This is a genomic window from Streptomyces platensis, from assembly GCF_008704855.1.
GTDB lineage: Bacteria > Actinomycetota > Actinomycetes > Streptomycetales > Streptomycetaceae > Streptomyces > Streptomyces platensis.
Genome location: NZ_CP023691.1, coordinates 2,204,227 through 2,230,399 on the forward strand (window position 1 = coordinate 2,204,227; position 26,173 = coordinate 2,230,399).

Below are 26,173 nucleotides of genomic sequence, written 5' to 3' on the forward strand. Positions count from 1 at the left end.
AGAACCCATGACAGACGCACTCAAGCGCCTCTCCGACGAAGGCGTCGCGATCTGGCTGGACGACCTGTCGCGCCAGCGCATCACGTCCGGCAACCTCGCCGAGCTGATCGACCAGCAGCATGTCGTCGGTGTCACGACCAACCCGTCGATCTTCCAGAAGGCCATCTCGGACGGCCACGGCTACGACCAGCAGGTCGCCGACCTCGCCGCCCGTAAGGTCACCGTCGAGGAAGCCATCCGCATGATCACGACGGCGGACGTCCGGGACGCCGCCGACATCCTGCGGCCGGTCTTCGACGCCACCGGCGGCCAGGACGGCCGGGTCTCCATCGAGGTCGACCCGCGCCTGGCGCACCACACCACCCCGACCATCGCCGAGGCCAAGCAGCTGGCATGGCTGGTGGACCGTCCGAACACGCTGATCAAGATCCCGGCCACCAAGGCGGGTCTGCCGGCCATCACCGAGGTCATCGGCCTGGGCATCAGCGTCAATGTCACGCTGATCTTCTCGCTGGAGCGCTACCGCGAGGTCATGGACGCCTACCTGGCGGGCCTGGAGAAGGCCAAGGCCGCGGGCCTGGACCTGTCGCTGATCCGTTCGGTCGCCTCTTTCTTCGTGTCCCGTGTGGACTCCGAGATCGACAAGCGCCTGGAGAAGATCGGCACGAACGAGGCCAAGGGCCTCAAGGGCAAGGCCGCGCTGGCGAACGCCCGGCTCGCCTACGAGGCGTACGAGGAGGTCTTCTCCTCGGAGCGCTGGGCCGCCCTCGACAAGGCCGGCGCCAACAAGCAGCGTCCGCTGTGGGCGTCGACCGGCGTCAAGGACCCCGCGTACAAGGACACCCTGTACGTGGACGAGCTGGTCGCCCCGGGCACGGTCAACACCATGCCGGAGGCCACCCTGGAGGCCACCGGCGACCACGGTCAGATCACCGGTGACACCGTGCGCGGCGGCTACGCGGCCGCCCGCGCCGACCTGGACGCGGTCGCCGCGCTCGGCATCTCGTACGACGAGGTCGTCCAGCTCCTGGAGGACGAGGGCGTGGAGAAGTTCGAGGCGTCCTGGAACGACCTGCTCAAGTCCACGGAGGCGGAGCTCAAGCGCCTCGCTCCCTCGGAGGGCTGATCTCCCTTGACTGATTCCCACGGAGCCAACCCGCTCCGTGACGCCCTGGACCGACGGCTCCCGCGTATCGCGGGGCCGTCGGGCCTGGTCATCTTTGGCGTCACGGGCGATTTGTCCCGTAAAAAGCTGATGCCCGCCGTCTACGACCTCGCCAACCGGGGGCTGCTGCCGCCGGGTTTCTCGCTCGTCGGGTTCGCCCGCCGCGAGTGGGAGCACGAGGACTTCGCGCAGGAGGTCTACGCAGCGGTCAAGGAGCACTCCCGTACGCCGTTCCGCGAGGAGGTCTGGCAGCAGCTGGTCCAGGGCTGCCGCTTCGTCCAGGGCAACTTCGACGACGACGAGGCCTTCGAGACGCTCAAGGAGACGATCAACGAGCTCGACAAGGCGCAGGGCACCGGCGGCAACTTCGCCTTCTACCTGTCCGTGCCGCCGAAGTTCTTCCCCAAGGTCGTCCAGCAGCTGAAGAAGCACGGGCTGGCCGACCAGAAGGAGGACTCCTGGCGCCGCGCGGTCATCGAGAAGCCCTTCGGACACAACCTGGAGAGCGCACAGGAGCTCAACCGGATCGTCCATGAGGTCTTCCCGCCGCACGAGGTCTTCCGGATCGACCACTACCTGGGCAAGGAGACGGTCCAGAACATCCTGGCGCTGCGGTTCGCCAACACGATGTTCGAGCCGCTGTGGAACCGCAGCTATGTCGACCACGTCCAGATCACGATGGCCGAGGACATCGGCATCGGCGGCCGGGCCGGCTACTACGACGGCATCGGCGCCGCCCGTGACGTCATCCAGAACCACCTCCTCCAGCTGCTCGCGCTGACCGCGATGGAGGAGCCCGCCTCCTTCGAGGCGGACGCGCTGGTCGCGGAGAAGACCAAGGTGCTGGGCGCGGTCCGGCTGCCCAGGGAGCTCGGCAAGGAGACCGTCCGCGCGCAGTACGCGGCGGGCTGGCAGGGCGGTGAGAAGGCCGTCGGCTACCTCCAGGAAGACGGCATCGACCCCAAGTCGAAGACCGACACCTACGCCGCGATCAAGCTGTCGATCGACAACCGCCGCTGGGCGGGCGTCCCCTTCTACCTGCGCACCGGCAAGCGCCTGGGCCGCCGGGTCACCGAGATCGCGGTGGTCTTCCAGCGTGCTCCGCACTCCCCCTTCGACCACACCGCCACCGAAGAGCTGGGGCAGAACGCCCTGGTCATCCGGGTGCAGCCGGACGAGGGCGTGACCGTGCGGTTCGGCTCCAAGGTGCCCGGCACCTCGATGGAGGTGCGGGATGTGTCGATGGACTTCGCCTACGGCGAGTCCTTCACGGAGTCCAGCCCCGAGGCCTACGAGCGGCTGATCCTCGATGTGCTGCTCGGCGACGCCAACCTCTTCCCACGCCTGGAGGAGGTGGAGCAGTCCTGGCGGATCCTCGACCCGATCGAGGAGTACTGGGACAAGCACGGCAAGCCCGCGCAGTACCCGGCGGGCACCTGGGGCCCGGCCGAGGCGGACGAAATGCTCGCACGAGACGGACGGAGCTGGCGTCGGCCATGAAGATCGATCTGACGGAAACCACCTCCAGCAAGATCAACAAAGCCCTGGTGGAGGGCCGCCGCGCGGTGGGCACTCCCACCAGCGGCATGGTGCTCACCCTCGTCATCGTCACCGACGAGGAGAACGCCTATGACGCCCTGAAGGCCGCCAACGAGGCGTCCCGTGAGCACCCCTCGCGCACCCTCGTCGTCATCAAGCGGGTCAGCCGGTCGCCGCGCGACCGCGCCAAGGCCCGTCTGGACGCCGAGGTGCGGGTCGGCACGGAGGCCGGCACCGGCGAGACGGTGCTGCTGCGGCTGTACGGCGAGGTCATCGACCACGCCCAGTCCGTGGTGCTGCCGCTGCTGCTGCCGGACGCCCCGGTCGTGGTCTGGTGGGCGGTGAACGCCCCGGCGGCCCCCGCACAGGACCCGCTCGGTGCGCTGGCCCAGCGCCGGGTCACCGACGCCTACGCCGACGAGCAGCCCATTCATGAGCTGTCCGCCCGCGCGGAGACCTACACCCCGGGTGACACGGATCTGTCCTGGACCCGCATAACGCCATGGCGCTCGATGCTGGCGGCGGCGCTCGACCAGGCTCCGTGCACGGTCTCCTCGGCCGAGGTGACCGGCGAGGAGTTCAACCCCAGCTGCGAGCTGCTCGCCATGTGGCTGGCCGACCGGCTGAACGTCCCGGTCACCCGCAAGGTGTCCGACGGCCCCGGTCTGACGGCCGTCCGGATGGAGTCCAGCATCGGCGCGATCGTGCTGGACCGCCCGGACGGCTCGCTGGCCACGCTCTCGATGCACGGCCAGCCCGACCGCGCGGTGGCGCTCAAGCGGCGGGAGACCGCCGAGCTGCTCGCCGAGGAGCTGCGCCGGCTCGACCCGGACGAGATCTACGCCAGGGCGCTGAAGTTCGGCGTGGACCGGCTCGGTCACGGCAACGGTGAGCAGCCGGCGGACGGGCAGCAGCCTGCCACCGGCGAGAAGGCGGCGGACGGAAGCGACCCGGCCAAGCCCGCGGCGAAGAAGGCCGCGAAGAAGGCGGCCGCCAAGTGAGTGCTCCGCAGGTTGTCGTGCACCGCGACAAGGAGCTGATGGCCAAGGCCGCGGCGGCCCGGCTGATCACGAAGATCGTGGACGCCCAGACCGCCCGCGGCTCCGCCTCCGTGGTCCTGACCGGCGGGCGCAACGGCAACGGGCTGCTCGCGGCCCTCGCCGAGGCGCCCGCCCGGGACGCGGTGGACTGGTCCCGGCTCGATCTGTGGTGGGGCGACGAGCGGTTCGCACCGGACGGCGATCCGGAGCGCAACCACACCCAGGCCCGGGAGGTGCTGCTGGACAGCGTCCCGCTGAACCCCGCCCGGGTGCACCCCATGCCCCCGTCGGACGGCCCGTACGGCAATGACGCCGACGCCGCCGCCGAGGCGTACGCGACCGCACTGGCCGCCGCCGCGGGGCCCGAGGACCACGGCCCGGTGCCGTCCTTCGACGTCCTGCTGCTGGGCGTCGGCCCGGACACCCATGTCGCCTCGCTGTTCCCGGAGCTGCCCGCCGTCTACGAGCAGGAGCGGACGGTGGTCGGGGTGCACGGCGCGCCCAAGCCGCCGCCCACCCGGGTCTCGCTGACGCTGCCCGCGATCCGTGCGGCGCGGGAGGTCTGGCTGCTGGCGGCCGGCGAGGACAAGGCCAATGCCGCGGCCATCGCCCTCTCCGGTGCCGGTGAGGTCCAGGCCCCGGCAGCCGGCGCACGGGGCCGCAGCCGGACCCTGTGGCTGCTGGACGAGGCGGCGGCGTCCCAACTGCCGCGCGATCTCTACCCGCCGGCGTCGGCCTGAGAGTCACCGCAGCAAGGCCGTGGGCCCCGCACCCCCGGAGGGTGCGGGGCCTACGGCGTCAGCGCGACGGCCCTGCCGCAATCCCGGGGATCAACGTCCGCGCAGCTCCCGGTACTTGGCGACCAGACCCGCCGTGGAGGCGTCCAGACCCGGCACCTCGGCGCCCTCGGTCAGGGCCGGTTCGACGCGCTTGGCGAGCACCTTGCCGAGCTCCACGCCCCACTGGTCGAAGGAGTCGATGTTCCACACCGCGCCCTGAACGAACACCTTGTGCTCGTAGAGCGCGATCAACTGGCCCAGCACGGACGGGCTGAGCTCGCCGGCCAGGATGGTGGTGGTGGGGCGGTTGCCCGGGAACGTCTTGTGCGGCACCAGTTCCTCGGCCACGCCCTCGGCGCGCACCTCGTCCGGCGTCTTGCCGAAGGCCAGCGCCTGGCCCTGGGCGAAGAGATTGGCCATCAGCAGGTCGTGCTGGGCGACCAGGCCCGGCTGGAGATCGGCGACCGGCTCGGCGAAGCCGAGGAGATCGGCCGGGATCATCTTCGTGCCCTGGTGCAGGAGCTGGTAGTAGGCGTGCTGGCCGTTCGTGCCGGGCGTGCCCCAGACGACCGGCCCCGTCTGCCATCCGACGCGGTTGCCCTCGCGGTCCACCGACTTGCCGTTGGACTCCATGTCCAGCTGCTGGAGATAGGCGGTGAACTTGGAGAGGTAGTGGCTGTACGGCAGCACGGCATGCGACTGGGCGTCCCAGAAGTTGCCGTACCAGATACCGAGCAGCCCCAGCAGCAGCGGGGCGTTCTCCTCCGGCGGGGCGGTGCGGAAGTGCTCGTCGACGAGGTGGAAGCCGGCCAGCATCTCGCGGAAGCGCTCCGGGCCGATCGCGATCATCAGCGACAGGCCGATCGCGGAGTCGAAGGAGTAACGGCCGCCGACCCAGTCCCAGAACTCGAACATGTTGTCCGTGTCGATGCCGAACTCCGCCACCTTCCCGGCGTTGGTCGACAGCGCCACGAAGTGCTTGGCGACGGCCTCTCCCCCGGCGCCCAGACCGGTCAGCAGCCAGTCGCGGGCCGAGGTGGCGTTGGTGATCGTCTCGATGGTGGTGAAGGTCTTCGAGGCGATGATGAACAGCGTCTCGGCGGGGTCCAGATCGCGGACCGCCTCATGCAGATCGGCGCCGTCCACATTGGAGACGAAGCGGAACTGCATGTCCCGGTGGGTGTAGGCGCGCAGCGCCTCGTACGCCATCGCCGGGCCCAGGTCCGAGCCGCCGATCCCGATGTTGACGACGGTCTTGATGCGCTTGCCGGTGTGGCCCTTCCAGTCTCCGGAGCGGACCCGGTCGCAGAAGATGCCCATCCGGGTGAGCACGTGCTGCACGCCCGGGGAGACGTTCTCACCGTCGCTCATGATGACCGCCGAGCCGGGCGCGCGCAGCGCGGTGTGCAGCACGGAGCGCCGCTCGGTGATGTTGATCTTCTCGCCGCGGAACATCGCGTCCCGCAGCTCGGCCACGCCGGCCGCCGCGGCCAGCTCGCGCAGCAGCCCCAGCGTCTCGTCGGTGACCAGGTGCTTGGAGTAGTCCAGGTGCAGATCGCCGACCTGCAGGGTGTAGCGCTCGGCGCGCTCCGGGTCGCGCTCGAACAGCTCGCGCAGATGCACCTCCGCCAGTTGCTCCCGGTGCTTGCCCAGCGCCGTCCACTCAGGCATCTGATCGAGCCTGCTGCGGCCTTCTGCGTTCATCTCGGACATCAGCCTTCTTCATCTCGTACCGGCCCCGCCATCTCCCAACCTAATTGATCAGGGCGCGGTATGAGGTATCTGTCCGCTGTCGGACGAGGCGCCGTCGGGGGTCTGAAGAACGGGTGTCAACGCGGCGGCCCCCAGGGCCAGCAGGACGGCGGCCAGCAGCGCGGGGGCGTTGGGCCCGAAGGCGGTGGCGGCCGCGCCGCCGCACAGCGCGCCGAGCGGGGTCCCGGCGACGGAGACCGTGCGGAAGGCGGAGCTGATCCTGCCGAGCATCCCGGCCGGGCTGCGCTGCTGCACGGCCGTGGTCTCCAGGACGTTCCCCACCATGCCGGCGAAGCCGAACAGGCCCAGGAGCAGCGCCGCGAGCCAGACCGAGCGCAGCGTCCCGAACCCCACCAGGGTCACGGCCTGGAGCACTCCGGCGAACAGCAGAGTGCGGCCGGTGCCGCCGGCCGCGGCGATCGTCCGGTCCGCGAGAAGCCCGCCCAGGACCATCCCGATGCCGTAGCCGATGGTCACGACGACATAGCCGAAGTCCCCGGCGCCCAGCCAGCCCTTGATGACCACCACCAGGGTCGCGATCAGTGCGCCGATGCCGACATTGCTCAGCGCCACCGCCACACAGAACGCGCGCAGCACCCGGTCGCGCCACAACTGCCGTATTCCCTCGGCGATTTCGCGCCGGACGGTGCGCCCGGCGGTGGCCGGCCGCCCGGCCGGCGGGCCGGTGCGCAGGGAGGCGACGAGGGCGGCCGCGACGAGGTAGGTGGCCGCGTCGGCCAGGAACGGGAGGGCGGCGCCGAGCGCGATCAGCACCGGTGCCAGCGGGCCACCGACGAACCGGCCCGCCAGCTCCTGACCGGTCATCAGCCGGGCATTGGCGGCGGCCAGCTTCTCCTTGGGCACCACCGCGGGCAGCAGGGCCGTGGCGGCGTTGTCGAACAGCGTCTGGAGGGTGGTGAGCGCGAAGGACAGCGCGAGCAGCAGCCCGATGCCCACGTGGCCGAGCGCCACGGCCAGCGCGAAGCCGGCCATCAGCAGCCCCCGCAGCACATCGACCGCCCACATCGCCCGCCGCTGGTCCACCCGGTCGGCGACCGCGCCGCCCAGCAGCCCGAAGAACAGCCAGGGAACGAAGCCGCAGGCGGTGACGAGCGAGATCAGCAGCGGCGAGTCGGTGAGCGTGTAGGCGAGCAGCGGGAGCGCCGTGCCGCGCAGAGAGTCACCGAAGCGGGAGATGGCAGCGGCGCTCCACAGCCGGCCGAAGCCGCCGCGCGGGGCGAGCGCGCCCGCCGCTGCCCCGTGCCCCGCTTCGGTGCCCGTCCCGCTGTCCGCCATGCCGCCCCCGTCCGCATCGTCCGCGTACGGAAAACGCTACGGGCAGCCACTGACAGTGGCCCTCGGGCGACTTCCCCATCAGCTACCTCAGATGCGGGCCGACCGCCCCGCGGCGGGCGCGTACGGCTCACCAGGACGCACAGACGCGGCCGACCCGGCCGGAAGGGGTGTGTCCCTCCGGCCGGGCCGGCCGCGTCAGGTGCTGATCCGTCAGATCTCGCCGCGGAGCTTGGCGAGGGCCTCCGCGAGGATCGCCTCACCGTCGGCGTCGCTGCGACGCTCACGGACGTAGGCGAGGTGGGTCTTGTACGGCTCGGTGCGCGGCGGGTCCGGCGGGCTCTCCCGGTCCTTGCCTGCCGGGAAACCACAGCGCGGGCAGTCCCAGGTGTCCGGAACCTGCGCATCGCCGGCGAAGCTGGGCTGCGTCTCGTGCCCGTTGGAGCACCAGAAGGAGATGCGGGTGCGCGGCGCGGACTCGCCGCGCTCGGCCTCCCCCATCGGCCCCGCCCCGACCCGACTTCCTCGGATCGCGTTGCCACTTGCCACGGTCGTAACTCCCTGCGTAATGGTGCTGCACAGCCTCTCGCAGCAGCTGCGCTGCGGAACGCCCCAGTCTACGTAAGGCCCAACGCGCGTCCAGTGGCTGGAGTTACCCGTCCGAGGACGCCTCCCTCATGATAGGCCGCGCCTCCGACACTGTGTCAGTTGCTGAGCTTCATCAGGATGCCGAGCACGACGATGCAGGCGAACCACAGCAGACCGATCACGATGGTGATGCGGTCAAGGTTGCGCTCGGCGACCGAGGAGCCACCCACCGAGGACTGCATGCCGCCACCGAACATGTCGGACAGGCCGCCGCCCTTTCCCTTGTGCATGAGCACCAGCATCATCAGCAGCAGGCTGAAGACGATGAGGGCGATCGAGAACCCGATGACCACGGCTGGACCAACTCTCTAGGACTGACGGACGGACTTATGGATCACGATATACGGAACAAATGGTGCGGGGCCGGGGGCGGTGCGGCTGCACCGGTCCCGGCCCCGACAGGGTACGACGAGGGTTCCCCCTCGTCATAGCTGCTACTGGTCGCGGAAACGGACGATCTTCACAAACTCGTCCGCGTCCAGCGCCGCGCCGCCGATCAGCGCGCCGTCGACGTCGGGCTGCGCCATGATCGCCGCGACATTGCCGGACTTGACCGAGCCGCCGTACTGGATGCGGACCTTGTCGGCCAGCTCCTGGCCGTAGAGCTCGGCGAGGCGGCCGCGGATCGCACCGCAGACCTCCTGCGCGTCCTCGGGGGTGGCGACCTCACCGGTGCCGATGGCCCACACGGGCTCGTAGGCGATCACGATGGTCTCGGCCTGCTCGGCCGGGACGTCGGCCAGACCGCCGTCGACCTGGGCGAGGGTGTGCGCGACCTGGTTGCCGGCCTTGCGCACGTCCAGGCCCTCGCCGACGCACAGGATCGGGGTGATCCCGTTCTTGAAGGCGGCCTTGACCTTGGCGTTGCAGATCTCTTCGTTCTCGCCGTGGTACTGGCGGCGCTCGCTGTGGCCGATGGCCACGTAGGCGCACTTGAGCTTGGACAGCATCGCGCCGGAGATCTCGCCGGTGTAGGCACCGGAGTCGTGCGCCGAGATGTCCTGGGCGCCGTACTTGATCTTGAGCTTGTCGCCGTCGACCAGCGTCTGCACCGACCGCAGATCGGTGAAGGGCGGCAGGACCGCGACCTCGACGGCGTCGAAGTCCTTGTCGGCGAGGGCGAAGGCGAGCTTCTGGACGTGGGCGATGGCCTCGAGGTGGTTGAGGTTCATCTTCCAGTTGCCCGCCATCAGCGGGGTACGGTCAGTCACGTTGTTCAGTCCTCCAGAGCGGCGAGGCCGGGGAGCGTCTTGCCTTCGAGGTATTCGAGGCTGGCGCCGCCGCCGGTCGAAATATGGCCGAATGCATTCTCGTCGAAGCCCAGCAGGCGCACCGCGGCGGCCGAGTCACCGCCGCCGACGACGGTGAAGGCGTCCGAGTCGAGCAGCCCCTGCGCGACGGCCTTGGTGCCGCCGGCGTAGTCGGGGTGCTCGAAGACGCCCATCGGGCCGTTCCAGAAGACGGTGCCCGCGTCGGCGAGCTTCGCGGCGTAGAGCTCACGGGTCTTCGGGCCGATGTCCAGGCCCTCCTTGTCGGCCGGGATGGCGTCCGCGGCGACGACGTCGGGGTGGGCCGGGGCCTTGGTCTTCAGGTCCGGGAACTCGCCGGAGACCAGCACGTCCACGGGGAGGACGAACTCCACACCGCGCTTCTCGGCCCGTGCCAGGTACTCCAGGCAGGCCGGGACCTGGTCCTCCTGGAGCAGCGAGATGCCGACCTCGTGGCCCTTGGCCTTGAGGAAGGTGTAGGCCATCCCGCCGCCGACCAGGATGCGGTCGGCCTTCTCGATGAGCTGGTCGATGACAGCCAGCTTGTCGGAGACCTTGGCGCCGCCCAGCGCGACGACGTAGGGGCGCTTGACGTCGTCGGTGAGCTTCTTCAGGACGCCGACCTCGGTGGCGATCAGGTCGCCGGCGGCGTGCGGAAGGCGCTTGGGCAGGTCGTACACGGAGGCGTGCTTACGGTGCACGGCGCCGAAGCCGTCGCCCACGTACAGGTCGGCGAGGGCGGCGAGCTGATCGGCGAACGCACCGCGCTCGGCGTCGTCCTTGCTGGTCTCGCCCGCGTTGAAGCGGAGGTTCTCCAGCACGGCCACCTGGCCGTCGGACAGGCCCGCGACGACGGACCGGGCGGACTCGCCGACCGTGTCGGTCGCGAACGCCACGTCCTGCCCGAGGATGTCGCCCAGCCGCGCGGCGGCCGGGGCCAGCGAGAAGGCCGGGTCCGGGGCACCCTTGGGACGGCCCAGGTGCGAGGCGACGATCACCTTGGCGCCGCGCTCGACGAGCTTGGCGATCGTCGGGGCGACGGCGCGGATCCGGCCGTCGTCGGTGATGGTGGTGCCGTCCAGCGGCACGTTGAGATCAGCGCGGACAAAGACGCGCTGTCCGGCGACCTGGAGGTCGTCGATCGTCTTCATGAGAAGTGACTCCGTGTTTGCGTAGCTCGGCCATGGGACGGGGCCCGTACGACGCTTCTTCGCGTCATACGAGCCCCGTCCTCACATCTCGGTGCCTCGGGCGTCAACCAGCGATCAGAGCTGGCCGCCGACGAAGGTGGTCAGGTCCACCAGGCGGTTGGAGTAGCCCCACTCGTTGTCATACCAGCCGACGACCTTGACCTGCTTGCCCTGGGACATGGTCAGCGAGGAGTCGAAGGTACACGAGGCCGGGAAGTTCACGATGTCCGAGGAGACGATCGGGTCCTCGGTGTACTCCAGGATGCCCTTGAGCTGGCCCTCGGCGGCCTTCTGGAAGGCGGTGTTGATCTCGTCCTTGGTGACCTCGCGGTCGAGCTCCAGCACGAGGTCGGTGACCGAACCGGTGGGGACGGGCACGCGCATGGCGATACCGTCCAGCTTGCCCTTGAGCTGCGGGAGGACCAGGGCGGTGGCCTTGGCGGCACCCGTCGAGGTCGGGATGATGTTCTCCGCGGCGGCGCGGGCGCGGCGCAGGTCGCTGTGCGGGAAGTCCAGGATGCGCTGGTCGTTGGTGTACGCGTGGACCGTCGTCATCAGGCCCTTGACGATGCCGAAGTTCTCGTCGAGCACCTTCGCCATCGGCGCCACACAGTTGGTGGTGCAGGAGGCGTTGGAGATGACGTGGTGCTTGGCCGCGTCGTACTTGTCGTTGTTGACGCCCATCACGATCGTGATGTCCTCGTCCTTGGCGGGCGCGGAGATCAGGACCTTCTTGGCGCCGGCCTGGATGTGCTTCTCGGCGTCGGCCTTCTTGGTGAAGATGCCGGTCGACTCGATGACGATGTCGGCGCCGAGCTCGCCCCAGGGGAGGTTCGCCGGGTCGCGCTCGGCCATCGTCTTGAAGGTCTGGTTGCCGACCGTGATGGTGTCGTCGGTGTGGCTGACGGCCTGCTTGAGGCGACCCAGAATGGTGTCGTACTTCAGCAGGTGAACCAGGGTGGCGTTGTCGGTCAGGTCGTTGACACCGACGATCTCGATGTCCGCACCCTGCTCCAGGAGCGCGCGGAAGTAGTTGCGACCAATGCGGCCGAATCCGTTGATGCCTACGCGGATCGTCACGAACCGATCTCCTCGTTAGGTACGCCGATGGGTCACCGGCGAGCTGTATGGGCTGTCCCCGACCGCCTCCGACCCTACCCCCAATAAGAGACGTACGTGACATTGACAAACGGGCTTTCGTCCCCTCAAACGAGCAGTCCCGGCCAGGTCCTTCGTCGCCTGTTCGCGCCGGTCAAACGGGCTTTCGCCCCCTCAAACGAGCACCCCCGGCCGCGTCCTTCGACGCCCGCTCGCGCCGACCCCCGGTAACACAGATCCGGGAGTGACACAAGGGCATCAGGGAGCAGCCGGGGGTGTACGCGGCGCGGGCGGTCAGCCGACCATGCCCTCGGCGAGTTCCTCGGTGAGGTTGGACTCGGTGCCCGGGATGCCGAGGTCCTGGGCCCGCTTGTCGGCCATCGCCAGCAGCCGGCGGATCCGGCCGGCGACCGCGTCCTTGGTCAGCGGCGGGTCGGCGAGGGCGCCCAGCTCCTCCAGCGAGGCCTGCTTGTGCTCCATGCGCAGCCGGCCGGCCGCCGCGAGGTGCTCGGGGACCTCCTCGCCGAGGATCTCCAGGGCCCGCTGGACCCGGGCGCCCGCGGCGACCGCGGCGCGCGCCGAGCGGCGGAGGTTGGCGTCGTCGAAGTTGGCGAGGCGGTTGGCGGTGGCGCGGACCTCGCGGCGCATCCGCCGCTCCTCCCACGCGAGCACCGACTCATGGGCGCCGAGCCGCGTCAGCAGGGCACCGATCGCGTCACCGTCCCGGACCACGACGCGGTCCACTCCGCGCACCTCTCGGGCCTTGGCACCGATGCCGAGCCGGCGGGCGGCACCGACCAGGGCGAGCGCCGCCTCGGGCCCGGGGCAGGTGACCTCCAGGGACGAGGAGCGGCCCGGCTCGGTCAGTGAGCCGTGGGCCAGGAAGGCGCCGCGCCAGGCCGCCTCGGCGTCGCAGGTCGCGCCGGAGACCACCTGCGGGGGCAGCCCGCGGATGGGCCGGCCGCGGCCGTCCACCAGGCCGGTCTGGCGCGCCAGCTGATCGCCACCGGCCACCACCCGGACGACGTAGCGGCTGCCGCGCCGCAGGCCGCCGGGGGCCATCACCACCAGGTCGGAGCTGTGCCCGAAGATCTCCAGGATGTCCTTGCGCAGCCGCCGGGCCGCGATGCCCGTGTCCAGCTCCGCCTCGATCACGATGCGTCCGCTGACCAGGTGCAGACCGCCCGCGAACCGCAGGATCGACGAGACCTCCGACTTCCGGCAGCAGGTCCGGGTGACGGGGAGCCGGGAGATTTCATCCTTCACCGCTGCCGTCATCGCCATGGGCCGATCCTTCCATGCATCCGAAAAATACGGTCGTACGCGGCTGCCAGCAGCTCCGGGTCGTGCCGGTCGGGGGCTCCCCCGGCACTCGACCGGGCGTCGTCTCCTTGTGCGGCGACCGCCGCCAGCTCGACCTCGCTGCCGACCAGCTGCTTCGCGGCAACCGTCAGACCTTCGATGTCGGGCACGGCGGCCTTGTCGGCCAGCACCACGTCGAAGGCGAGTTTAGGGGCGTGTCGGGCCAAAACCTCCAAATGACGCTGCGGGGAGAAGCCATCGGTTTCGCCCGGTTGGGGCGCAAGGTTGAGCGAAAGGACCTTTCGGGCCTTGGTCTCCTCCAGCGCCTCGCGCAGCTCCGGCACCAGCAGATGCGGGATCACGGAGGAGAACCAGGAGCCGGGACCGAGCACCACCCAGTCGGCGTCCCGCACCGCGGCTACCGCCTCGGGGACGGCCGGCGGGTCCTCGGGGACCACATGGACGGACTGCACCTCGCCGCGGGTGAGCGCGACGGTGGCCTGACCGCGGACCGTGGTGATCGCGTCCGGACGGCCCGATTCATGGCCCCTGACCTGGGCCTGGAGCTCCAGCGGCACCGCCGACATGGGCAGCACCCGGCCGTGCGCGCCGAGCAGCTTGCCGACCAGGTCGAGGGCCTGGACATGGTCGCCGAGCTGCTCCCACAGGGCCACGATCAGCAGATTGCCGACCGCGTGGTCGTGCAGCTCGCCCTCGCTCTGGAAGCGGTGCTGGATCACCCGGGACCAGGTCTGGCCCCAGTCGTCGTCACCGCACAGCGCGGCCAGCGCCTTGCGCAGATCGCCGGGCGGCAGCACGCCGAGCTCGTCGCGGAGCCGGCCGCTGGAACCGCCGTCGTCGGCGACCGTGACGACCGCGGTCAGATCACCGGTGATCCGGCGCAGCGCGGTCAGCGAGGCGGACAGGCCCATGCCGCCGCCCAGCGCCACCACCTTGGGCGTGGCGCCCTTCGTGATACGGCCACTGGGGACGAACCGCCGGACCCGGCGCAGCCGTGGGGTGCGCCCGCTCACTCGCGCCCCATGTCCCGGTGGACGATGACGGTTTCCACCCCTTCGGAGACCAGGCGGCGGCCGAGCTTCTCGGACATCGCGACGCTGCGGTGCTTGCCGCCCGTGCAGCCCACGGCGATGGTCACATAGCGCTTGCCCTCCCGGCGGTAGCCCTCGGCGACGATCCGCAGCAGCTCGGCGTAGCCGTCCAGGAACTCCTTGGAGCCGGGCTGGCTGAAGACGTAGTTGGAGACCTCGTCGTTGAGGCCGGTGAAGGGGCGCAGCTCGGGGACCCAGTGCGGGTTGGGGATGAAGCGGCAGTCGATGACCATGTCGGCGTCGACCGGGAGGCCGTACTTGAAGCCGAAGGACATGACCGTGGCGCGCAGTTCGGGGACCTCCTCGCCGGCGAACTGAGCGTCCATCTTGGCGCGCAGTTCGTGGACGTTGAGGCTGGAGGTGTCGATGACCAGGTCGGCGTCGCCGCGCAGCTCGCGCAGCAGATCGCGTTCGGCGGCGATGCCGTCGACGATCCGGCCGTCGCCCTGGAGGGGGTGCGGGCGGCGCACGGATTCGAAGCGGCGCACCAGGGCCTCGTCGGAGGACTCCAGGAAGACGATGCGGCGCTTGACGTTCTGCGCGTCGAGGGTGGCCAGCGATTCCTTGAGGTTGGCGAAGAAGCGGCGGCCGCGGACGTCGACGACGACCGCGATCCGGGCGACATTGCCCTGCGACCGGGCGCCCAGCTCGACCATCGGTGCGATCAGCTCGGGCGGGATGTTGTCGACGACGAACCAGCCGAGGTCCTCCAGACACTTCGCGGCCGTGCTGCGGCCGGCGCCGGACATCCCGGAGATGATCACCAACTCGGGAATCGCGGCACTCTCGCCCTGGTCGGTCGTGCCCGTACTCACCTGTGCACCGTCTCTCTCGGTTTCCTGCGCTTCGTGCGGTGTACTCATCGGTCCTGCCCCCGTTCTGCTGACAACGCGGCCGGTGGGGCCCCGTCATCCTCAATGATCTCTCCTGTGGCGGTGTTCACCGCGGGGGCGGACGGCGCCGCCCCGGCCAGCGCCGCGGCGACCGTCTCCGCCGTTTTGCGGCCGACGCCCGGAACCTCGCAGATCTCGTCGATCGTCGCGGCCCGCAGCTTCTTCAGCGAGCCGAAATGCTTGAGCAGCGCCTGGCGGCGGGTGTCGCCCAGTCCGGCGACGGTGTCCAGCGGCGAGGACTTCAGTCGCTTGGTGCGCTTGCTGCGCTGGTAGGCGAGGGCGAAGCGGTGTGCCTCGTCCCGGACGCGCTGGAGGAGGTAGAGACCCTCGCTGCTGCGCGGCAGCACCACCGGGTCGTCGTCCTCGGGCAGCCAGACCTCCTCGAGGCGCTTGGCCAGGCCGCAGACCGCGACATCGTCGATGCCGAGCTCGTCCAGGGCCCGGCGGGCGGCCGCGACCTGCGGGGCACCGCCGTCGACGACCACGAGCTGCGGCGGGTAGGCGAACCGCTTGGGGCGGCCGTCCTCGTCGGTCGGGCGGCCGGCCATCGGGTCCGGCTCATCGTCCGGGCCGGCGGCGACGGCCGAGGCGGTGGCGCCGTTGTCGTCGACACGGGCGTCGCCGGCCGGCTCCTCCGTCCACTCGCCGGCCTTCTGCTTCTCCTGGAGATAGCGCTTGAAACGGCGGCCGATGACCTCGTGCATGGACCGGACATCGTCCTGGCCCTGGAAGGTCTTGATCTGGAAGCGGCGGTATTCGCTCTTCCGGGCGAGACCGTCCTCGAACACCACCATCGAGGCGACGACGTCATCGCCCTGGAGGTGGGAGATGTCGAAGCACTCGATACGCAGCGGCACCGAATCCAGGCCGAGGGCCTCGGCGATCTCCTCCAGGGCACGGGAGCGGGTGGTCAGGTCGGAGGCGCGCTTGGTCTTGTGCAGGCCCAGGGCCTGCTGGGCGTTGCGGGCGACCGTGGCCATCAGGTCCTTCTTGTCGCCGCGCTGCGGGATGCGCAGCGAGACCTGGGAGCCGCGGCGCCCGGTCAGCCACTGGGCGACCGGGTCGACGGGCTCGGGCAGCGCCGGGACCAGGACCTCCTTGGGGACGGCGTCGCCCCGCTCCTCGCCGTACAGCTGCTGGAGGGCGTGCTCGACCAGATCGCCGGTGGTGACGGCCTCGACCTTGTCGGTGACCCAGCCTCGCTGGCCGCGCACCCGCCCGCCGCGGACGTGGAAGATCTGGACGGCGGCTTCCAGCTCGTCCTCGGCGACCGCGATCAGATCGGCGTCGGTGGCGTCGGCGAGCACCACGGCGCTCTTCTCCATGGCCCGCTTGAGCGCGCCTATGTCGTCCCGCAGCCGGGCGGCGCGCTCGTATTCCATCTCCTCCGCCGCTTCCTGCATCCCGCGCTCCAGGCGGCGGATGTAGGCACCGGTGCGGCCGGCCATGAAGTCGCAGAATTCCTCGGCCAGTTCATGGTGTTCGTCGGCGGAGATCCGGCCGACGCAGGGGGCCGCGCACTTGCCGATGTAGCCGAGCAGGCAGGGGCGGCCGATCTGCGCGGAGCGCTTGAAGACACCGGCGGAGCAGGTCCGTACGGGGAAGACACGGAGCAGCAGGTCGACGGTCTCGCGAATGGCCCAGGCGTGCCCGTACGGACCGAAGTAGCGCACGCCCTTCTTCTTGGCGCCGCGCATGACCTGGACGCGCGGGAACTCCTCGTTGAGGGTCACCGCGAGATACGGATAGCTCTTGTCGTCGCGGTACTTGACGTTGAAGCGGGGGTCGAACTCCTTGATCCAGGTGTATTCGAGCTGGAGCGCCTCGACCTCGGTGGTGACGACGGTCCACTCCACGGAGGCGGCGGTGGTGACCATCGTGCGGGTACGCGGATGGAGGCCGGCCAGGTCCTGGAAGTAGTTGGCCAGCCGCTGGCGCAGGCTCTTCGCCTTGCCGACGTAGATGACCCGGCCGTGCTCGTCGCGGAACTTATAGACCCCCGGCGAGTCGGGGATCTGTCCCGGCTTGGGTCGATAGCTGCTGGGGTCTGCCATGCCCACCACCCTACTGACCGCCACCGACAATCACGGCCGGGACCGGCTGCGTTCCTGGCGGGGGAGGCGGGGTGTGGCCGTGCTCGGCTGCCGTGGGGGCATTGGGGGCGTGGGCCGGGGTGCAGGGTGCTCGTGGGGTCGCGGTGCGCGTTCGCGTCGCGGCTCCCCCCCCACCCCCGAACCCACCCCCCTCCCCCTCCCCCCGAAGGGGGAGGAGGGGGAGGGGGCGGCGGAAGCGCCTGCCCGCCGTACGGACGGCATGCGGCGGGCAGACGCGCCCCGTCAGCCGCTGCGGCGCGGGCGCGCCCGTTCAGCCGCTGCGGCGCAGGCGCGGCCCGCTCAGCCGTTGCGGCGCCGGCGCAGGGCCGCCGCGGCGGACAGTCCCAGGGCCAGCAGGGCGGCGGCGCCCGCCACGGTCGTGGCCGCGGTCACCGGCAGGCTGGCGTCCGTGAACGCGCCCGCCATGAGGGGCTGCTGGGCCGGCGCCGCCTGGGCCTGGGGCTCCTTGGCGCCGGCCGCGGCCTCCGGCCCGTAGCCGCCGGCCTCGCCGCGCCGGTCGTACGCGGAGCCCGGCAGCTTGTCCCCGTAGGCCTTCGCCACCCGCTTCCGGTAGGCGGCGACGGTGGTGCCATGCGCCCCGACGGCCTTGCGGGCGTCGGCGTCCAGCGGCTCGATCCGGTCGCCGCGCTGCACGTACCAGGCGTCGATCTGCGGCTCGTGGAAGACCGTGCCGCCCTTGGCACGCGCGGCCCCGGCCGCGGTGTAGCGGGCCTCGTCGTCGCCGTCAGCGATGTTGACGACCTTCCAGGCCGCGCCCTGCCGCACGGTCCATACGGAGGCCGTGCGGCCGTCGGCGGCGACGGCCTTGCTGGCGAGGAACTCCAGACGGGCCACGGGGGCCGCGGTCCGGCCGCGTACGAAGTCCGGTGACAGGAGGTAGACGGGGACCGTGCCGCCCTCGATGCGCGGGGCACCCTGTGCCGCGGGGGCCAGTGCCGGTGCGCCACCGCGCTTGCGGTCGGCGGCGAAGAAACGGGCGAGGGTGTCCAGCGTCGCGGGGGCGGCGGCGGCTTCGTGGGCAGCGGCGACCACCGCACGGGCCGGGGCCTGGGGCGTGGGGACGGGCGCGGCCACTGCGGCCTGCGGGGCGAGGCCGAGGAGGGTGGTCGCGAACGCTCCTGTGGCGACGGCGCGGAGGGCGGTGCGGACGGCGGTGCGCTTCGTCATGGCCTCAGGCTCCTATCCGGTAGAGGGAGTGCGTCCAGGAGAAGGAGCTTCCGTTCACGTAGTAGTCGAAATCGCCCCAGTTGTAGCGGGAGTTGGCCGCCCAGGGATCACCCCAGTAAATCCAGTTTCGATCTGTGTCATAGCCATAGACCACGTGCATATGGCCACCGCCGGAGGACCACTGGATGCGGGTCTCGACCGGCCGGCGGGCGTCGATCTCGCTCTGCACGGTGCCGGGGCGGAGCCAACCGGTCACATAGGAACCGGAGTTGATGCCCATCCAGGTGAGGGCGGTCTGCACATTACCGAGGGTGGCCTGGTCGTTGGGGCAGGTGCTGCCCTGCTGGCGGTTGAAGGCGGCGTTGCAGAACTGGTTCTGGGTGTAGTTCCTGCCGAACCAGGTCGCGATGGTGTTGCCGGAGGCGGCCCAGCACCAGTTGGTGTTCTCCTGGGCCTGCATGGCGATGTCGAGGCGGTTGGCGGCGAAGCGCGGTGCGGCCGCCGCCTTCGCGGCGGTGGGGGTGTGCGCCGGGGGCGTGAGGGGCGCTGCCGAGGCGGCGGTCACGCCCGTGAGCAGGGATAGTGCGGCGGTCGTGAGCGCTGCGGCCGACAGCCCTCTGCGGCGGGAACGGCGTGCGTGGGGTGCACGTGTCATGGCGTTCCTCCCGAACATGGGGGGTGAGGGGGTGAGAGGAGCGCATCCGGATGCTGCTGAGGAGCATCAGGTGTTGTCGCAGGCAGGTCAACACGCTTCAATGCGGAAGTACATGGGGGTGTGGACGGACGGGCCCGGATGTGAACGGCCGGTGCCCGGCGTACTGCGGTGAACGGACAGGCAGAGTGTGCGGCGCGCGATCCGGTTGTGAACGTTCACCCGCGCGCCGGAGGAGCGAGGCAATGGGACAGAACACTCCGCAGTCGGCCGAGCTGGCGCAGCTGCTCCGGACCGGTCCGTTCCACCTCGCGCTCCGCTCCGCGCTCACCGAGCGCGGCCTCGCCCTCGCCCGCGTCCAGCACAAGCTCGCACAGCGCGGCATCACCATCGGCGTGACCAGTCTGAGCTACTGGCAGCAGGGCGCCCGTCGGCCGCAGCGCCCCGAGTCGCTGCGGGCGGTGCGCGCCCTGGAGGAGGTCTTGGACCTGCCCGCGCACTCGCTGCACCGGCTGCTGGTACCGGAGGGCGCCGCCCGCCCGGAGGCCGAGCGGCCGCTCGCCCGCTCGTACCGTTCCCTGGTGGCGCCCGCCGCCGCGCTACAGCAGCTGTTCGCCGAGCTGGAGACGCCCGTGGACGGCGGGCTGCACACCGTCGGCCACCACGAGCGAGTCGCCATCGGGCCCGGGCGTGAGCTCCTCACTCGCGAATCGCTCCAGGTGGTCCGGGCCCACCGGGACGGCGTGGACCGCTATGTCGCCATCCACCGGGGCGAGTCGGGCTGCGAGACGTCCGGGGTCCGGGTGCGGGCCGCGGAGAACTGCCGGCTGGGCCGGGTCCGCGGGCACGCCGAGACCGGGGTGGTGGTCGCCGAGCTGCTCTTCGACGCCCGGCTGCGGGCCGGTGACACCCATGTCTTCGGCTACGCCTTCGAGGACGGCAGCGGCGGCCCGAGCACCGAGTACCTGCGCGGCTTCACCTTCGCCGGCGGCCAGTACGTCCTCCAGGTGCGCTTCGACGAGGCGGCGCTGCCGGTGCGCTGCCGCCGCTTCGCGCAGACCTCCGCGGGCGCCCCGCGCAGCGGTCAGCAGGAGCTGACGCTCAGCGGACGGCACCGCGCCGTGCACCTCGTGGAGCAGGGGGTCCGGCCCGGGATACTGGGCATCGCCTGGGACTGGGGGTGAGCCCCGCGGGGCCGGCGATCCGCCGCCTCAGCCCGCGATCAGCTTGCCGTCCTTGGCCTTGACCGGGACCTCGGGCAGCGGCTCGGTCGCCGGGCCCTGGAGGACCTTGCCGGTGGCGACGTCGAAGCGGCTGCCGTGGCAGGGGCAGCTGCCTTCCTTCTTCTCGACGTCGGACAGGATGCAGCCGGCGTGCGTGCACTTGGCGCTGAAGCACTTGTAGGTGCCCTTGGAGGGCTGCGACACGACGAGCCGGTCCTCGCGGTAGAGCTTGGCGCCGCCGACCGGCACGTCGGCGGCGGCCCCGAGGTCGACCGGCTCCTCGGGCACCGCCGAGGCGTTCGCGCCCGACTCCCCCGAGGAGCAGGCGGCCAGCCCGAAGCCGGCGGCCCCGGCGAGCGCCGCCCCCCGCAGCACGGTTCGGCGGTCGGGGGACTGGCTCATGGCTGCTCCAGAGGTCAGGGGTCAGAGGCGGCGGCTCCCGACGATACCGGCGCAGATCGTTCCGCTTCCGGCCGGGCCGGACGCCGGGTCGGGCACCGGGGCACCCCCGGAGCGTAAACGCTTACGTAAGCGTTTACGTTTGAGGTCGGCGCTCGTAGTGTGGGGGCTTCGCGGGACGAGGCCCGGGAAGCCGGGGCGCCGCCGTGGTGCCGCACACGCGGGAGGAAGAGTGGATGACGACGATGACGGATGTGGCGCGGCGGGCCGGGGTCTCGGTCGCCACGGTCTCGCATGTGCTGAACGGGACCCGGCCGGTGCGCCCCGCCACCCGCGCCGCGGTGCTCGGCGCCATCGACGAGCTCGGCTACACCCACAACACCCTGGCCCGTTCCCTGGTCACCTCCCGCACCCGCTCGATCGGCCTCGCGGTCTCCGCGATCAGCAACCCGTACTTCACCGAGATCCTCCAGGGCGTCGAGGCCGGCGCCTTGGCGGCCGGCTACAGCCTGCTGATCGCCGATCCGCACGACGACCCCCGGCATGAGCGCACGGTCGTCCAGCTGCTGCATGAGCGACGGGTGGACGGTGTGATCGTCGCGCCGTCCGCGGAGCCCGCGGAGATGGTGGAGTATCTGGCCCGGCGCGCGGTGCCGGCGGTCTTCCTGGACCGGCTGGTCGGCGACGCGCACGACCAGGTGTGCGCCGAGAACACCGGCCCGGTGCGTCAACTGGTCGAGCATCTGGCCGACTTGGGGCACACCCGGATCGGACTGGTGGCCGGCCTCCCGGGGCTGAGCACCACGACCGAGCGGGTCGAGGGCTACCGCGACGGGCTCGGCGCCCGCGGGCTGCCGTTCGTGCCCGCGCTCCTCGCCGGCGGCAACTCCGAGGCCGCGGGCGCCCAGGCCGCCACCCGGCAGCTGCTCGCCTCGGCGAAACCGCCCACCGCGCTGATCACCGCCAACAACGCGATGACCATCGGCGCGCTGCGGGCGCTGCGCGAACTGGGCCGGGCGGTCCCCCACGACATCGCGCTGGCGTGCTTCGACGACTTCTCGTGGGCGGAGCTGTTCACACCCCGGCTGACCGCGATCGCCCAGCCCAGCAAGGACATCGGGGCGGCGGCGGTCCGGCTGCTGCTGGAGCGTCTGGCGGAGCCGGACCGGCCCCCGCGCACCCTCCGTCTCCCCTGCACCTTTGTGCACCGTACGTCGTGCGGCTGCCCCGAACCCGCCCCGGCCGGCCGCCCGGCCGCACCCCAGGCCGCCCGTCCGGCCGCCCAGGAAAGGAACCGCACCCCGTGATCGTCGTCGCCGGCGAGGCACTGATCGACCTCGTCCCCAGCCCGCAGACCGCACTCCCGCCCGCCCCCGACGGGGGCTCCCCCGCCCCGGGCGGCCCGTTGCCGGCGTTGCTGCCGCGGCGTGGCGGCGGCCCGTACAACACCGCGGTCGCGCTGGGGCGGCTGGGCTCGCCCGCCGCTTTCTGCTCCCGGATCTCGACCGATGCGTTCGGCGAGGCGCTGCTGGCCTGGCTGCGCGCAGGGGGCGTGGACACCTCGCTGGTGCAGCGCGGCAGTGAGCCGACCACCCTTGCCGTGGCGGACATCAGCCCGGACGGGTCGGCCGGCTACGGCTTCTACGCCGACGGCACCGCCGACCGGCTCTTCGCCCTGCCGCCGGCGCTGCCCGCCGCGGTCCGGGCGCTCTCCCTGGGCACCTGCTCGCTCGTCCTGGAGCCGGGCGCGAGTGCGTATGAGTCCCTGCTGCGCCGGGAGGCCGGGCGCGGGGTCTTCACGGCGCTCGACCCCAACGTCCGGCCCGGTCTGATCCCCGACCCGGACGCCTACCGGGCCCGCTTCCGCTCCTGGCTCCCCGACGTCGCCCTGCTGAAGCTCTCCGAGGAGGACGCGCTGTGGCTGGCGGGGGCCGGCGAGGGACCGGGCGGGGGCCGGGACGCGGTCCTCGCGGCGGCGAAGGAGTGGCTGGCCGCAGGGCCCGCGGCGATCGTTCTCACCCATGGCGGGGACGGTCTGACGGTGCTGACGCCAGGCGGCGGCGAGCTGACGGTGCCCGGCGAGCGGGTCACCGTCGTCGACACCATCGGCGCCGGTGACACGGTCAACGCCGCGCTGCTGCACCGGCTGGACGCCCACGACGCCCTCTCCCGCACCGCCGTCGCCGCGCTCGGCACCGAGGACTGGCACGACATCCTGCGCTTCGCCGCCCGCGCGGCCGCCGTCACCTGCTCGCGAGCGGGCGCGGAACCGCCGTTCGCCGCGGAGGTAGCGGCGTAGGAGGGGGTTGGAGGCCGGTGGAGGGGAGGCCCGCTCCGGTGCGGGGCGTACGGGCCGCCGGGCCCCCGGCGCACCGCTGGGCCCGGCCCGTCACCACGACGGGCGCCACCACGACGGGCCGCCATCGCCCCCCGTCGTACGGAGAGCGGTGACGGCCCGGCAGGCACGGCTCGTGGGTGTCAGGAGGACCGACGGGCCCGCGCCGTGGTCTTCTTGGCCGCGGTCTTCTTTGCTGCGGTCTTCTTCGCCACGGCCTTCTTGGCCACCGGCTTCTTGGCGGAGGCCTTCACCGGTGCGGCGTCGCTGACGCGGTCGCCGAGGATCTCCCGCAGGAACTTGCCGGTGTGGCTGGCCGGGATGGACGCGATGTCCTCCGGGGTGCCTTCGGCGACGACCAGGCCGCCGCCGTTGCCGCCCTCGGGGCCCATGTCGATGACCCAGTCGGCGGTCTTGATCACATCGAGGTTGTGCTCGATGACGATCACCGTGTTGCCCTTGTCGACCAGGCCGGCCAGCACATTGATCAGCTTGCTGATGTCATCGAAGTGCAGACCGGTGGTCGGCTCGTCGAGGACATAAACCGTGCTGCCCGTGGAACGCTTCTGGAGCTCGCTGGCCAGCTTGACGCGCTGCGCCTCGCCGCCGGAGAGCGTCGGCGCGGACTGCCCGAGCCGGACATAGCCGAGGCCGACCTCGTTGAGCGTCTTGAGATGCCGGGCGATGGTCGGCACCGCCTCGAAGAAGCTCAGGGCCTCCTCGATGGGCATGTCCAGCACCTCGGCGATGGACTTGCCCTTGTAGTGGACCTCCAGCGTCTCGCGGTTGTAGCGCGCCCCGTGGCAGACCTCGCACGGCACATACACATCCGGCAGGAAGTTCATCTCGATCTTGATGGTGCCGTCGCCGGAGCAGTTCTCGCAGCGGCCGCCCTTGACGTTGAAGGAGAAGCGGCCCGGCAGATAGCCGCGGACCTTGGCCTCCATCGTCTCCGCGAAGAGCTTGCGGACATGATCGAAGACACCGGTGTAGGTGGCCGGGTTGGAGCGGGGGGTACGGCCGATCGGCGACTGGTCGACATGCACGACCTTGTCCACCAGATCGTCCCCGGCGACCCGGGTGTGCCGGCCCGGCACCGACTTGGCGCCGTTCAGCTCGCGCGCGAGGTGGGTGTAGAGGATGTCGTTGACCAGCGTCGACTTGCCGGAGCCGGAGACTCCGGTGACCGCGGAGAACACCCCCAGCGGGAAGGAGACGTCGATGTCGCGGAGGTTGTTCTCCTTCGCGCCGTGCACCGTCAGCTGCCGCGCCGGGTCGGCGGGCCGCCGGATGTCCGGGGTCGCGATGGCCTTCTTGCCGGACAGATACTGGCCGGTGACCGAGTCCTTGTTGGCCAGCAGCTGCTTCATCGGGCCGCTGTGCACGACCTTGCCGCCGTGCTCACCCGCGCCCGGGCCGATGTCCACGACCCAGTCGGCGACCTTGATGGTGTCCTCGTCGTGCTCCACGACGATCAGGGTGTTGCCCATGTCGCGCAGCCGCACCAGGGTCTCGATCAGCCGGTGGTTGTCGCGCTGGTGCAGTCCGATCGAGGGTTCGTCGAGGACGTAGAGCACGCCCACCAGGCCGGAGCCGATCTGGGTGGCGAGGCGGATGCGCTGGGCCTCACCGCCGGAAAGGGTGCCGGCCGCGCGGTTCAGCGAGAGGTAGTCCAGGCCGACGTCGACCAGGAACTTCAGCCGCTCGTTGACCTCCTTGAGGACCCGCTCGGCGATCTTCTTCTCGCGCGCGGTGAGCTTCATCTCCCGCAGGAAGTCGGCACAGTCGCTGATCGACATGGCCGCGACATCGGCGATCGACTTCTGCTGGACCGTGACGGCGAGCACGATCGGCTTGAGCCGGGTGCCTTCACAGGTCGGGCAGGGCACCTCGCGCATATAGCCCTCGAAGCGCTCCCGGCTGCTGTCGCTCTCCGCCTCGGAGTGCCGCCGCTTGACGAACGGGAGGGCGCCCTCGAAGGGGGTGGTGTAGGCCCGCTCGCGGCCGTACCGATTGCGGTAGCGCACCTCGATCTGGGTCTTGTGACCCTGGAGCAGGGCCTTCTTGGCGCGGGCCGGCAGCCCGGCCCACGGGATGTCCGTACGGAACCCGAGGGCATCCGCCAGCGCACCGACCAGGCGCCCGAAGTACTCCTTGGTGTGCCCGTGCGACCAGGGGTGGATCGCGCCCTCGTCGAGGGAGCGGTCCTCGTCGGGGACGATCAGCTCGGGGTCGACCTCCATGCGGGTACCGATACCGGTGCAGTCCGGGCAGGCGCCGAAGGGCGAGTTGAAGGAGAAGGAGCGCGGCTCCAGCTCCTCGAAGGAGAGGTCGTCGTAGGCGCAGTACAGATGCTCCGAGTACATCCGCTCGCGCTGCGGGTCATCCGGGTCCAGGTCGACGAAGTCGAGGATGACCATGCCCCCGGAGAGCCCGAGGGCCGTCTCGACGGAGTCGGTCAGCCGCCGCTTGGCGGTCTCCTTGACCGTGAGGCGGTCGACGACCACCTCGATGGTGTGCTTCTCCTGCTTCTTCAGCTTCGGCGGCTCGGCGAGATGGATCGTCTCCCCGTCCACCCGCGCCCGGCTGTAGCCCTTGGTCTGGAGGTCGGAGAAGAGATCGACGAACTCACCCTTGCGCTCGCGCACCAGCGGGGAGAGCACCTGGAAGCGACTGCCCTCGGGGAGTTCGAGCACCTTGTCGACGATGGCCTGCGGCGACTGCCGGGCGATCGGCCGTCCGCACTCGGGACAGTGCGGCTTGCCGACCCGGGCGAAGAGCAGGCGGAGGTAGTCGTAGACCTCGGTGATCGTGCCGACCGTCGAGCGCGGGTTGCGCGAGGTCGACTTCTGGTCGATCGACACCGCGGGGGACAGGCCCTCGATGAAGTCCACATCGGGCTTGTCCATCTGCCCGAGGAACTGCCGGGCATAGGAGGAGAGCGACTCGACATAGCGCCGCTGCCCCTCGGCGAAGATCGTGTCGAAGGCGAGCGAGGACTTGCCCGACCCGGAAAGCCCCGTGAAGACGATGAGGGAGTCGCGGGGGAGGTCGAGCGAGACGTTCTTGAGGTTGTGCTCGCGAGCGCCACGGACGATGAGACGGTCGGCCACGCCGGTCGGCACCTTTCTTGAAGGGGGCGGGGGCCGCGGCTCTGCGTCCGCCGCTCGGAGTGAGCAGGGGCGGCGGAGCGAGCGGAGCCCC

The 26,173-nt window shown here is 71.0% G+C and carries 22 protein-coding genes; 7 read left to right on the forward strand and 15 right to left on the reverse strand.

All coding sequences use genetic code 11. The annotated features are described in order from the left end of the window. The first annotated feature begins 7 nt into the window (after positions 1-7). Genes tal through pgl form a run of 4 tightly spaced genes read left to right on the forward strand, consistent with a single transcriptional unit; the run spans position 8 to position 4,484 of the window. Positions 8-1,126, forward strand: a complete 1,119-nt coding sequence (gene tal / locus CP981_RS09575; RefSeq protein ID WP_085927744.1) for a transaldolase — start codon at positions 8-10, stop codon at positions 1,124-1,126. 6 nt (positions 1,127-1,132) lie between these two features. Next, the gene (zwf, locus tag CP981_RS09580) at positions 1,133-2,665 is read left to right on the forward strand and encodes a glucose-6-phosphate dehydrogenase (protein ID WP_085927745.1); all 1,533 of its coding nucleotides are present in this window, start codon (positions 1,133-1,135) and stop codon (positions 2,663-2,665) included. Further along, positions 2,662-3,705 (forward strand): glucose-6-phosphate dehydrogenase assembly protein OpcA, encoded by a 1,044-nt coding sequence (opcA, locus tag CP981_RS09585; RefSeq protein WP_085927746.1) that lies wholly within the window; start codon positions 2,662-2,664, stop codon positions 3,703-3,705. The genes zwf and opcA overlap by 4 nt, the downstream gene beginning before the upstream one ends. Further along, positions 3,702-4,484 carry a 6-phosphogluconolactonase gene (pgl, locus tag CP981_RS09590; protein WP_085927747.1) on the forward strand — a complete coding sequence of 261 codons (783 nt, stop codon included), beginning with the start codon at positions 3,702-3,704 and terminating at the stop codon, positions 4,482-4,484. The genes opcA and pgl overlap by 4 nt, the downstream gene beginning before the upstream one ends. A 90-nt stretch (positions 4,485-4,574) precedes the next feature. On the opposite strand, the gene pgi is transcribed toward pgl, so the two are convergent. The 13 genes from pgi to CP981_RS09655 form a co-directional block, all read right to left on the reverse strand. Next, positions 4,575-6,227, reverse strand: coding sequence for a glucose-6-phosphate isomerase (pgi, locus tag CP981_RS09595; RefSeq protein ID WP_085927754.1), 1,653 nt, complete (start codon positions 6,225-6,227; stop codon positions 4,575-4,577). Positions 6,228-6,284: 57 nt separating this feature from the next. After that, positions 6,285-7,571 (reverse strand): MFS transporter, encoded by a 1,287-nt coding sequence (locus CP981_RS09600; protein ID WP_244329604.1) that lies wholly within the window; start codon positions 7,569-7,571, stop codon positions 6,285-6,287. Between the two features lie 210 nt (positions 7,572-7,781). Next, positions 7,782-8,117, reverse strand: a complete 336-nt coding sequence (locus CP981_RS09605; RefSeq protein ID WP_078518748.1) for an RNA polymerase-binding protein RbpA — start codon at positions 8,115-8,117, stop codon at positions 7,782-7,784. Between the two features lie 155 nt (positions 8,118-8,272). Then, on the reverse strand, positions 8,273-8,509 hold the full coding sequence (gene secG / locus CP981_RS09610; protein WP_042161713.1) for a preprotein translocase subunit SecG: 237 nt from the start codon (positions 8,507-8,509) through the stop codon (positions 8,273-8,275). A 141-nt stretch (positions 8,510-8,650) separates the two neighbouring features. Beyond that, positions 8,651-9,427, reverse strand: a complete 777-nt coding sequence (tpiA, locus tag CP981_RS09615; protein ID WP_085927748.1) for a triose-phosphate isomerase — start codon at positions 9,425-9,427, stop codon at positions 8,651-8,653. 5 nt (positions 9,428-9,432) lie between these two features. Continuing rightward, a complete protein-coding gene (locus tag CP981_RS09620; protein WP_085927749.1) occupies positions 9,433-10,635 on the reverse strand; it encodes a phosphoglycerate kinase in 1,203 nt (400 codons plus the stop codon). A 114-nt stretch (positions 10,636-10,749) separates the two neighbouring features. Beyond that, complete coding sequence (gene gap, locus CP981_RS09625; protein ID WP_085927750.1) at positions 10,750-11,754, reverse strand: type I glyceraldehyde-3-phosphate dehydrogenase; 1,005 nt, start codon at positions 11,752-11,754, stop codon at positions 10,750-10,752. Positions 11,755-12,066: 312 nt separating this feature from the next. After that, complete coding sequence (gene whiA, locus CP981_RS09630; protein WP_018091880.1) at positions 12,067-13,056, reverse strand: DNA-binding protein WhiA; 990 nt, start codon at positions 13,054-13,056, stop codon at positions 12,067-12,069. Then, the gene (locus CP981_RS09635) at positions 13,047-14,108 is read right to left on the reverse strand and encodes a gluconeogenesis factor YvcK family protein (RefSeq protein ID WP_085927751.1); all 1,062 of its coding nucleotides are present in this window, start codon (positions 14,106-14,108) and stop codon (positions 13,047-13,049) included. The genes whiA and CP981_RS09635 overlap by 10 nt, the downstream gene beginning before the upstream one ends. Continuing rightward, complete coding sequence (gene rapZ, locus CP981_RS09640; protein ID WP_085927752.1) at positions 14,105-15,049, reverse strand: RNase adapter RapZ; 945 nt, start codon at positions 15,047-15,049, stop codon at positions 14,105-14,107. Before rapZ ends, CP981_RS09635 begins: the two co-directional genes overlap by 4 nt. Continuing rightward, positions 15,046-17,133, reverse strand: coding sequence for an excinuclease ABC subunit UvrC (uvrC, locus tag CP981_RS09645; RefSeq protein ID WP_085927753.1), 2,088 nt, complete (start codon positions 17,131-17,133; stop codon positions 15,046-15,048). The genes rapZ and uvrC overlap by 4 nt, the downstream gene beginning before the upstream one ends. A gap of 339 nt (positions 17,134-17,472) precedes the next feature. Continuing rightward, positions 17,473-18,360, reverse strand: a complete 888-nt coding sequence (locus CP981_RS09650) for a hypothetical protein (RefSeq protein ID WP_085928219.1) — start codon at positions 18,358-18,360, stop codon at positions 17,473-17,475. Between the two features lie 4 nt (positions 18,361-18,364). Continuing rightward, entirely contained in the window at positions 18,365-19,015 is a 651-nt protein-coding gene (locus CP981_RS09655; protein ID WP_085928218.1) for a papain-like cysteine protease family protein, read from the reverse strand. 242 nt (positions 19,016-19,257) lie between these two features. Here CP981_RS09655 and CP981_RS09660 point away from each other — a divergent pair, with 242 nt between their 5' ends. Further along, positions 19,258-20,196: a hypothetical protein gene (locus tag CP981_RS09660; RefSeq protein WP_085928217.1), complete on the forward strand. Its 939-nt coding sequence runs from the start codon at positions 19,258-19,260 to the stop codon at positions 20,194-20,196. A 27-nt stretch (positions 20,197-20,223) separates the two neighbouring features. On the opposite strand, the gene CP981_RS09665 is transcribed toward CP981_RS09660, so the two are convergent. Next, complete coding sequence (locus tag CP981_RS09665; RefSeq protein ID WP_085928216.1) at positions 20,224-20,637, reverse strand: Rieske (2Fe-2S) protein; 414 nt, start codon at positions 20,635-20,637, stop codon at positions 20,224-20,226. 233 nt (positions 20,638-20,870) lie between these two features. On the opposite strand from CP981_RS09665, the gene CP981_RS09670 reads away from it, so the two are divergent. Both CP981_RS09670 and CP981_RS09675 read left to right on the forward strand, forming a co-directional pair. Then, entirely contained in the window at positions 20,871-21,941 is a 1,071-nt protein-coding gene (locus CP981_RS09670; RefSeq protein WP_085928215.1) for a LacI family DNA-binding transcriptional regulator, read from the forward strand. Further along, positions 21,938-22,933, forward strand: a complete 996-nt coding sequence (locus tag CP981_RS09675; RefSeq protein WP_085928214.1) for a carbohydrate kinase family protein — start codon at positions 21,938-21,940, stop codon at positions 22,931-22,933. The genes CP981_RS09670 and CP981_RS09675 overlap by 4 nt, the downstream gene beginning before the upstream one ends. Before the next feature lie 179 nt (positions 22,934-23,112). Here the strand turns inward: CP981_RS09675 and uvrA are convergent, their stop codons facing one another. Further along, positions 23,113-26,082: an excinuclease ABC subunit UvrA gene (gene uvrA / locus CP981_RS09680; protein ID WP_085928213.1), complete on the reverse strand. Its 2,970-nt coding sequence runs from the start codon at positions 26,080-26,082 to the stop codon at positions 23,113-23,115. Positions 26,083-26,173: the final 91 nt, after the last annotated feature.

What these genes read in the sequence shown, in the direction of transcription:
- tal (WP_085927744.1), top strand. Translation starts at nt 8, where the DNA reads ATGACAGACGCACTCAAGCGCCTCTCCGACGAAGGCGTCGCGATCTGG.
- CP981_RS09655 (WP_085928218.1), bottom strand. Translation starts at nt 19,015, where the DNA reads ATGACACGTGCACCCCACGCACGCCGTTCCCGCCGCAGAGGGCTGTCG.
- CP981_RS09665 (WP_085928216.1), bottom strand. Translation starts at nt 20,637, where the DNA reads ATGAGCCAGTCCCCCGACCGCCGAACCGTGCTGCGGGGGGCGGCGCTC.
- uvrC (WP_085927753.1), bottom strand. Translation starts at nt 17,133, where the DNA reads ATGGCAGACCCCAGCAGCTATCGACCCAAGCCGGGACAGATCCCCGAC.
- whiA (WP_018091880.1), bottom strand. Translation starts at nt 13,056, where the DNA reads ATGGCGATGACGGCAGCGGTGAAGGATGAAATCTCCCGGCTCCCCGTC.
- CP981_RS09660 (WP_085928217.1), top strand. Translation starts at nt 19,258, where the DNA reads ATGGGACAGAACACTCCGCAGTCGGCCGAGCTGGCGCAGCTGCTCCGG.
- CP981_RS09620 (WP_085927749.1), bottom strand. Translation starts at nt 10,635, where the DNA reads ATGAAGACGATCGACGACCTCCAGGTCGCCGGACAGCGCGTCTTTGTC.
- CP981_RS09600 (WP_244329604.1), bottom strand. Translation starts at nt 7,571, where the DNA reads ATGGCGGACAGCGGGACGGGCACCGAAGCGGGGCACGGGGCAGCGGCG.
- CP981_RS09650 (WP_085928219.1), bottom strand. Translation starts at nt 18,360, where the DNA reads ATGACGAAGCGCACCGCCGTCCGCACCGCCCTCCGCGCCGTCGCCACA.
- opcA (WP_085927746.1), top strand. Translation starts at nt 2,662, where the DNA reads ATGAAGATCGATCTGACGGAAACCACCTCCAGCAAGATCAACAAAGCC.
- CP981_RS09670 (WP_085928215.1), top strand. Translation starts at nt 20,871, where the DNA reads ATGACGACGATGACGGATGTGGCGCGGCGGGCCGGGGTCTCGGTCGCC.
- rapZ (WP_085927752.1), bottom strand. Translation starts at nt 15,049, where the DNA reads ATGAGTACACCGCACGAAGCGCAGGAAACCGAGAGAGACGGTGCACAG.
- pgi (WP_085927754.1), bottom strand. Translation starts at nt 6,227, where the DNA reads ATGAACGCAGAAGGCCGCAGCAGGCTCGATCAGATGCCTGAGTGGACG.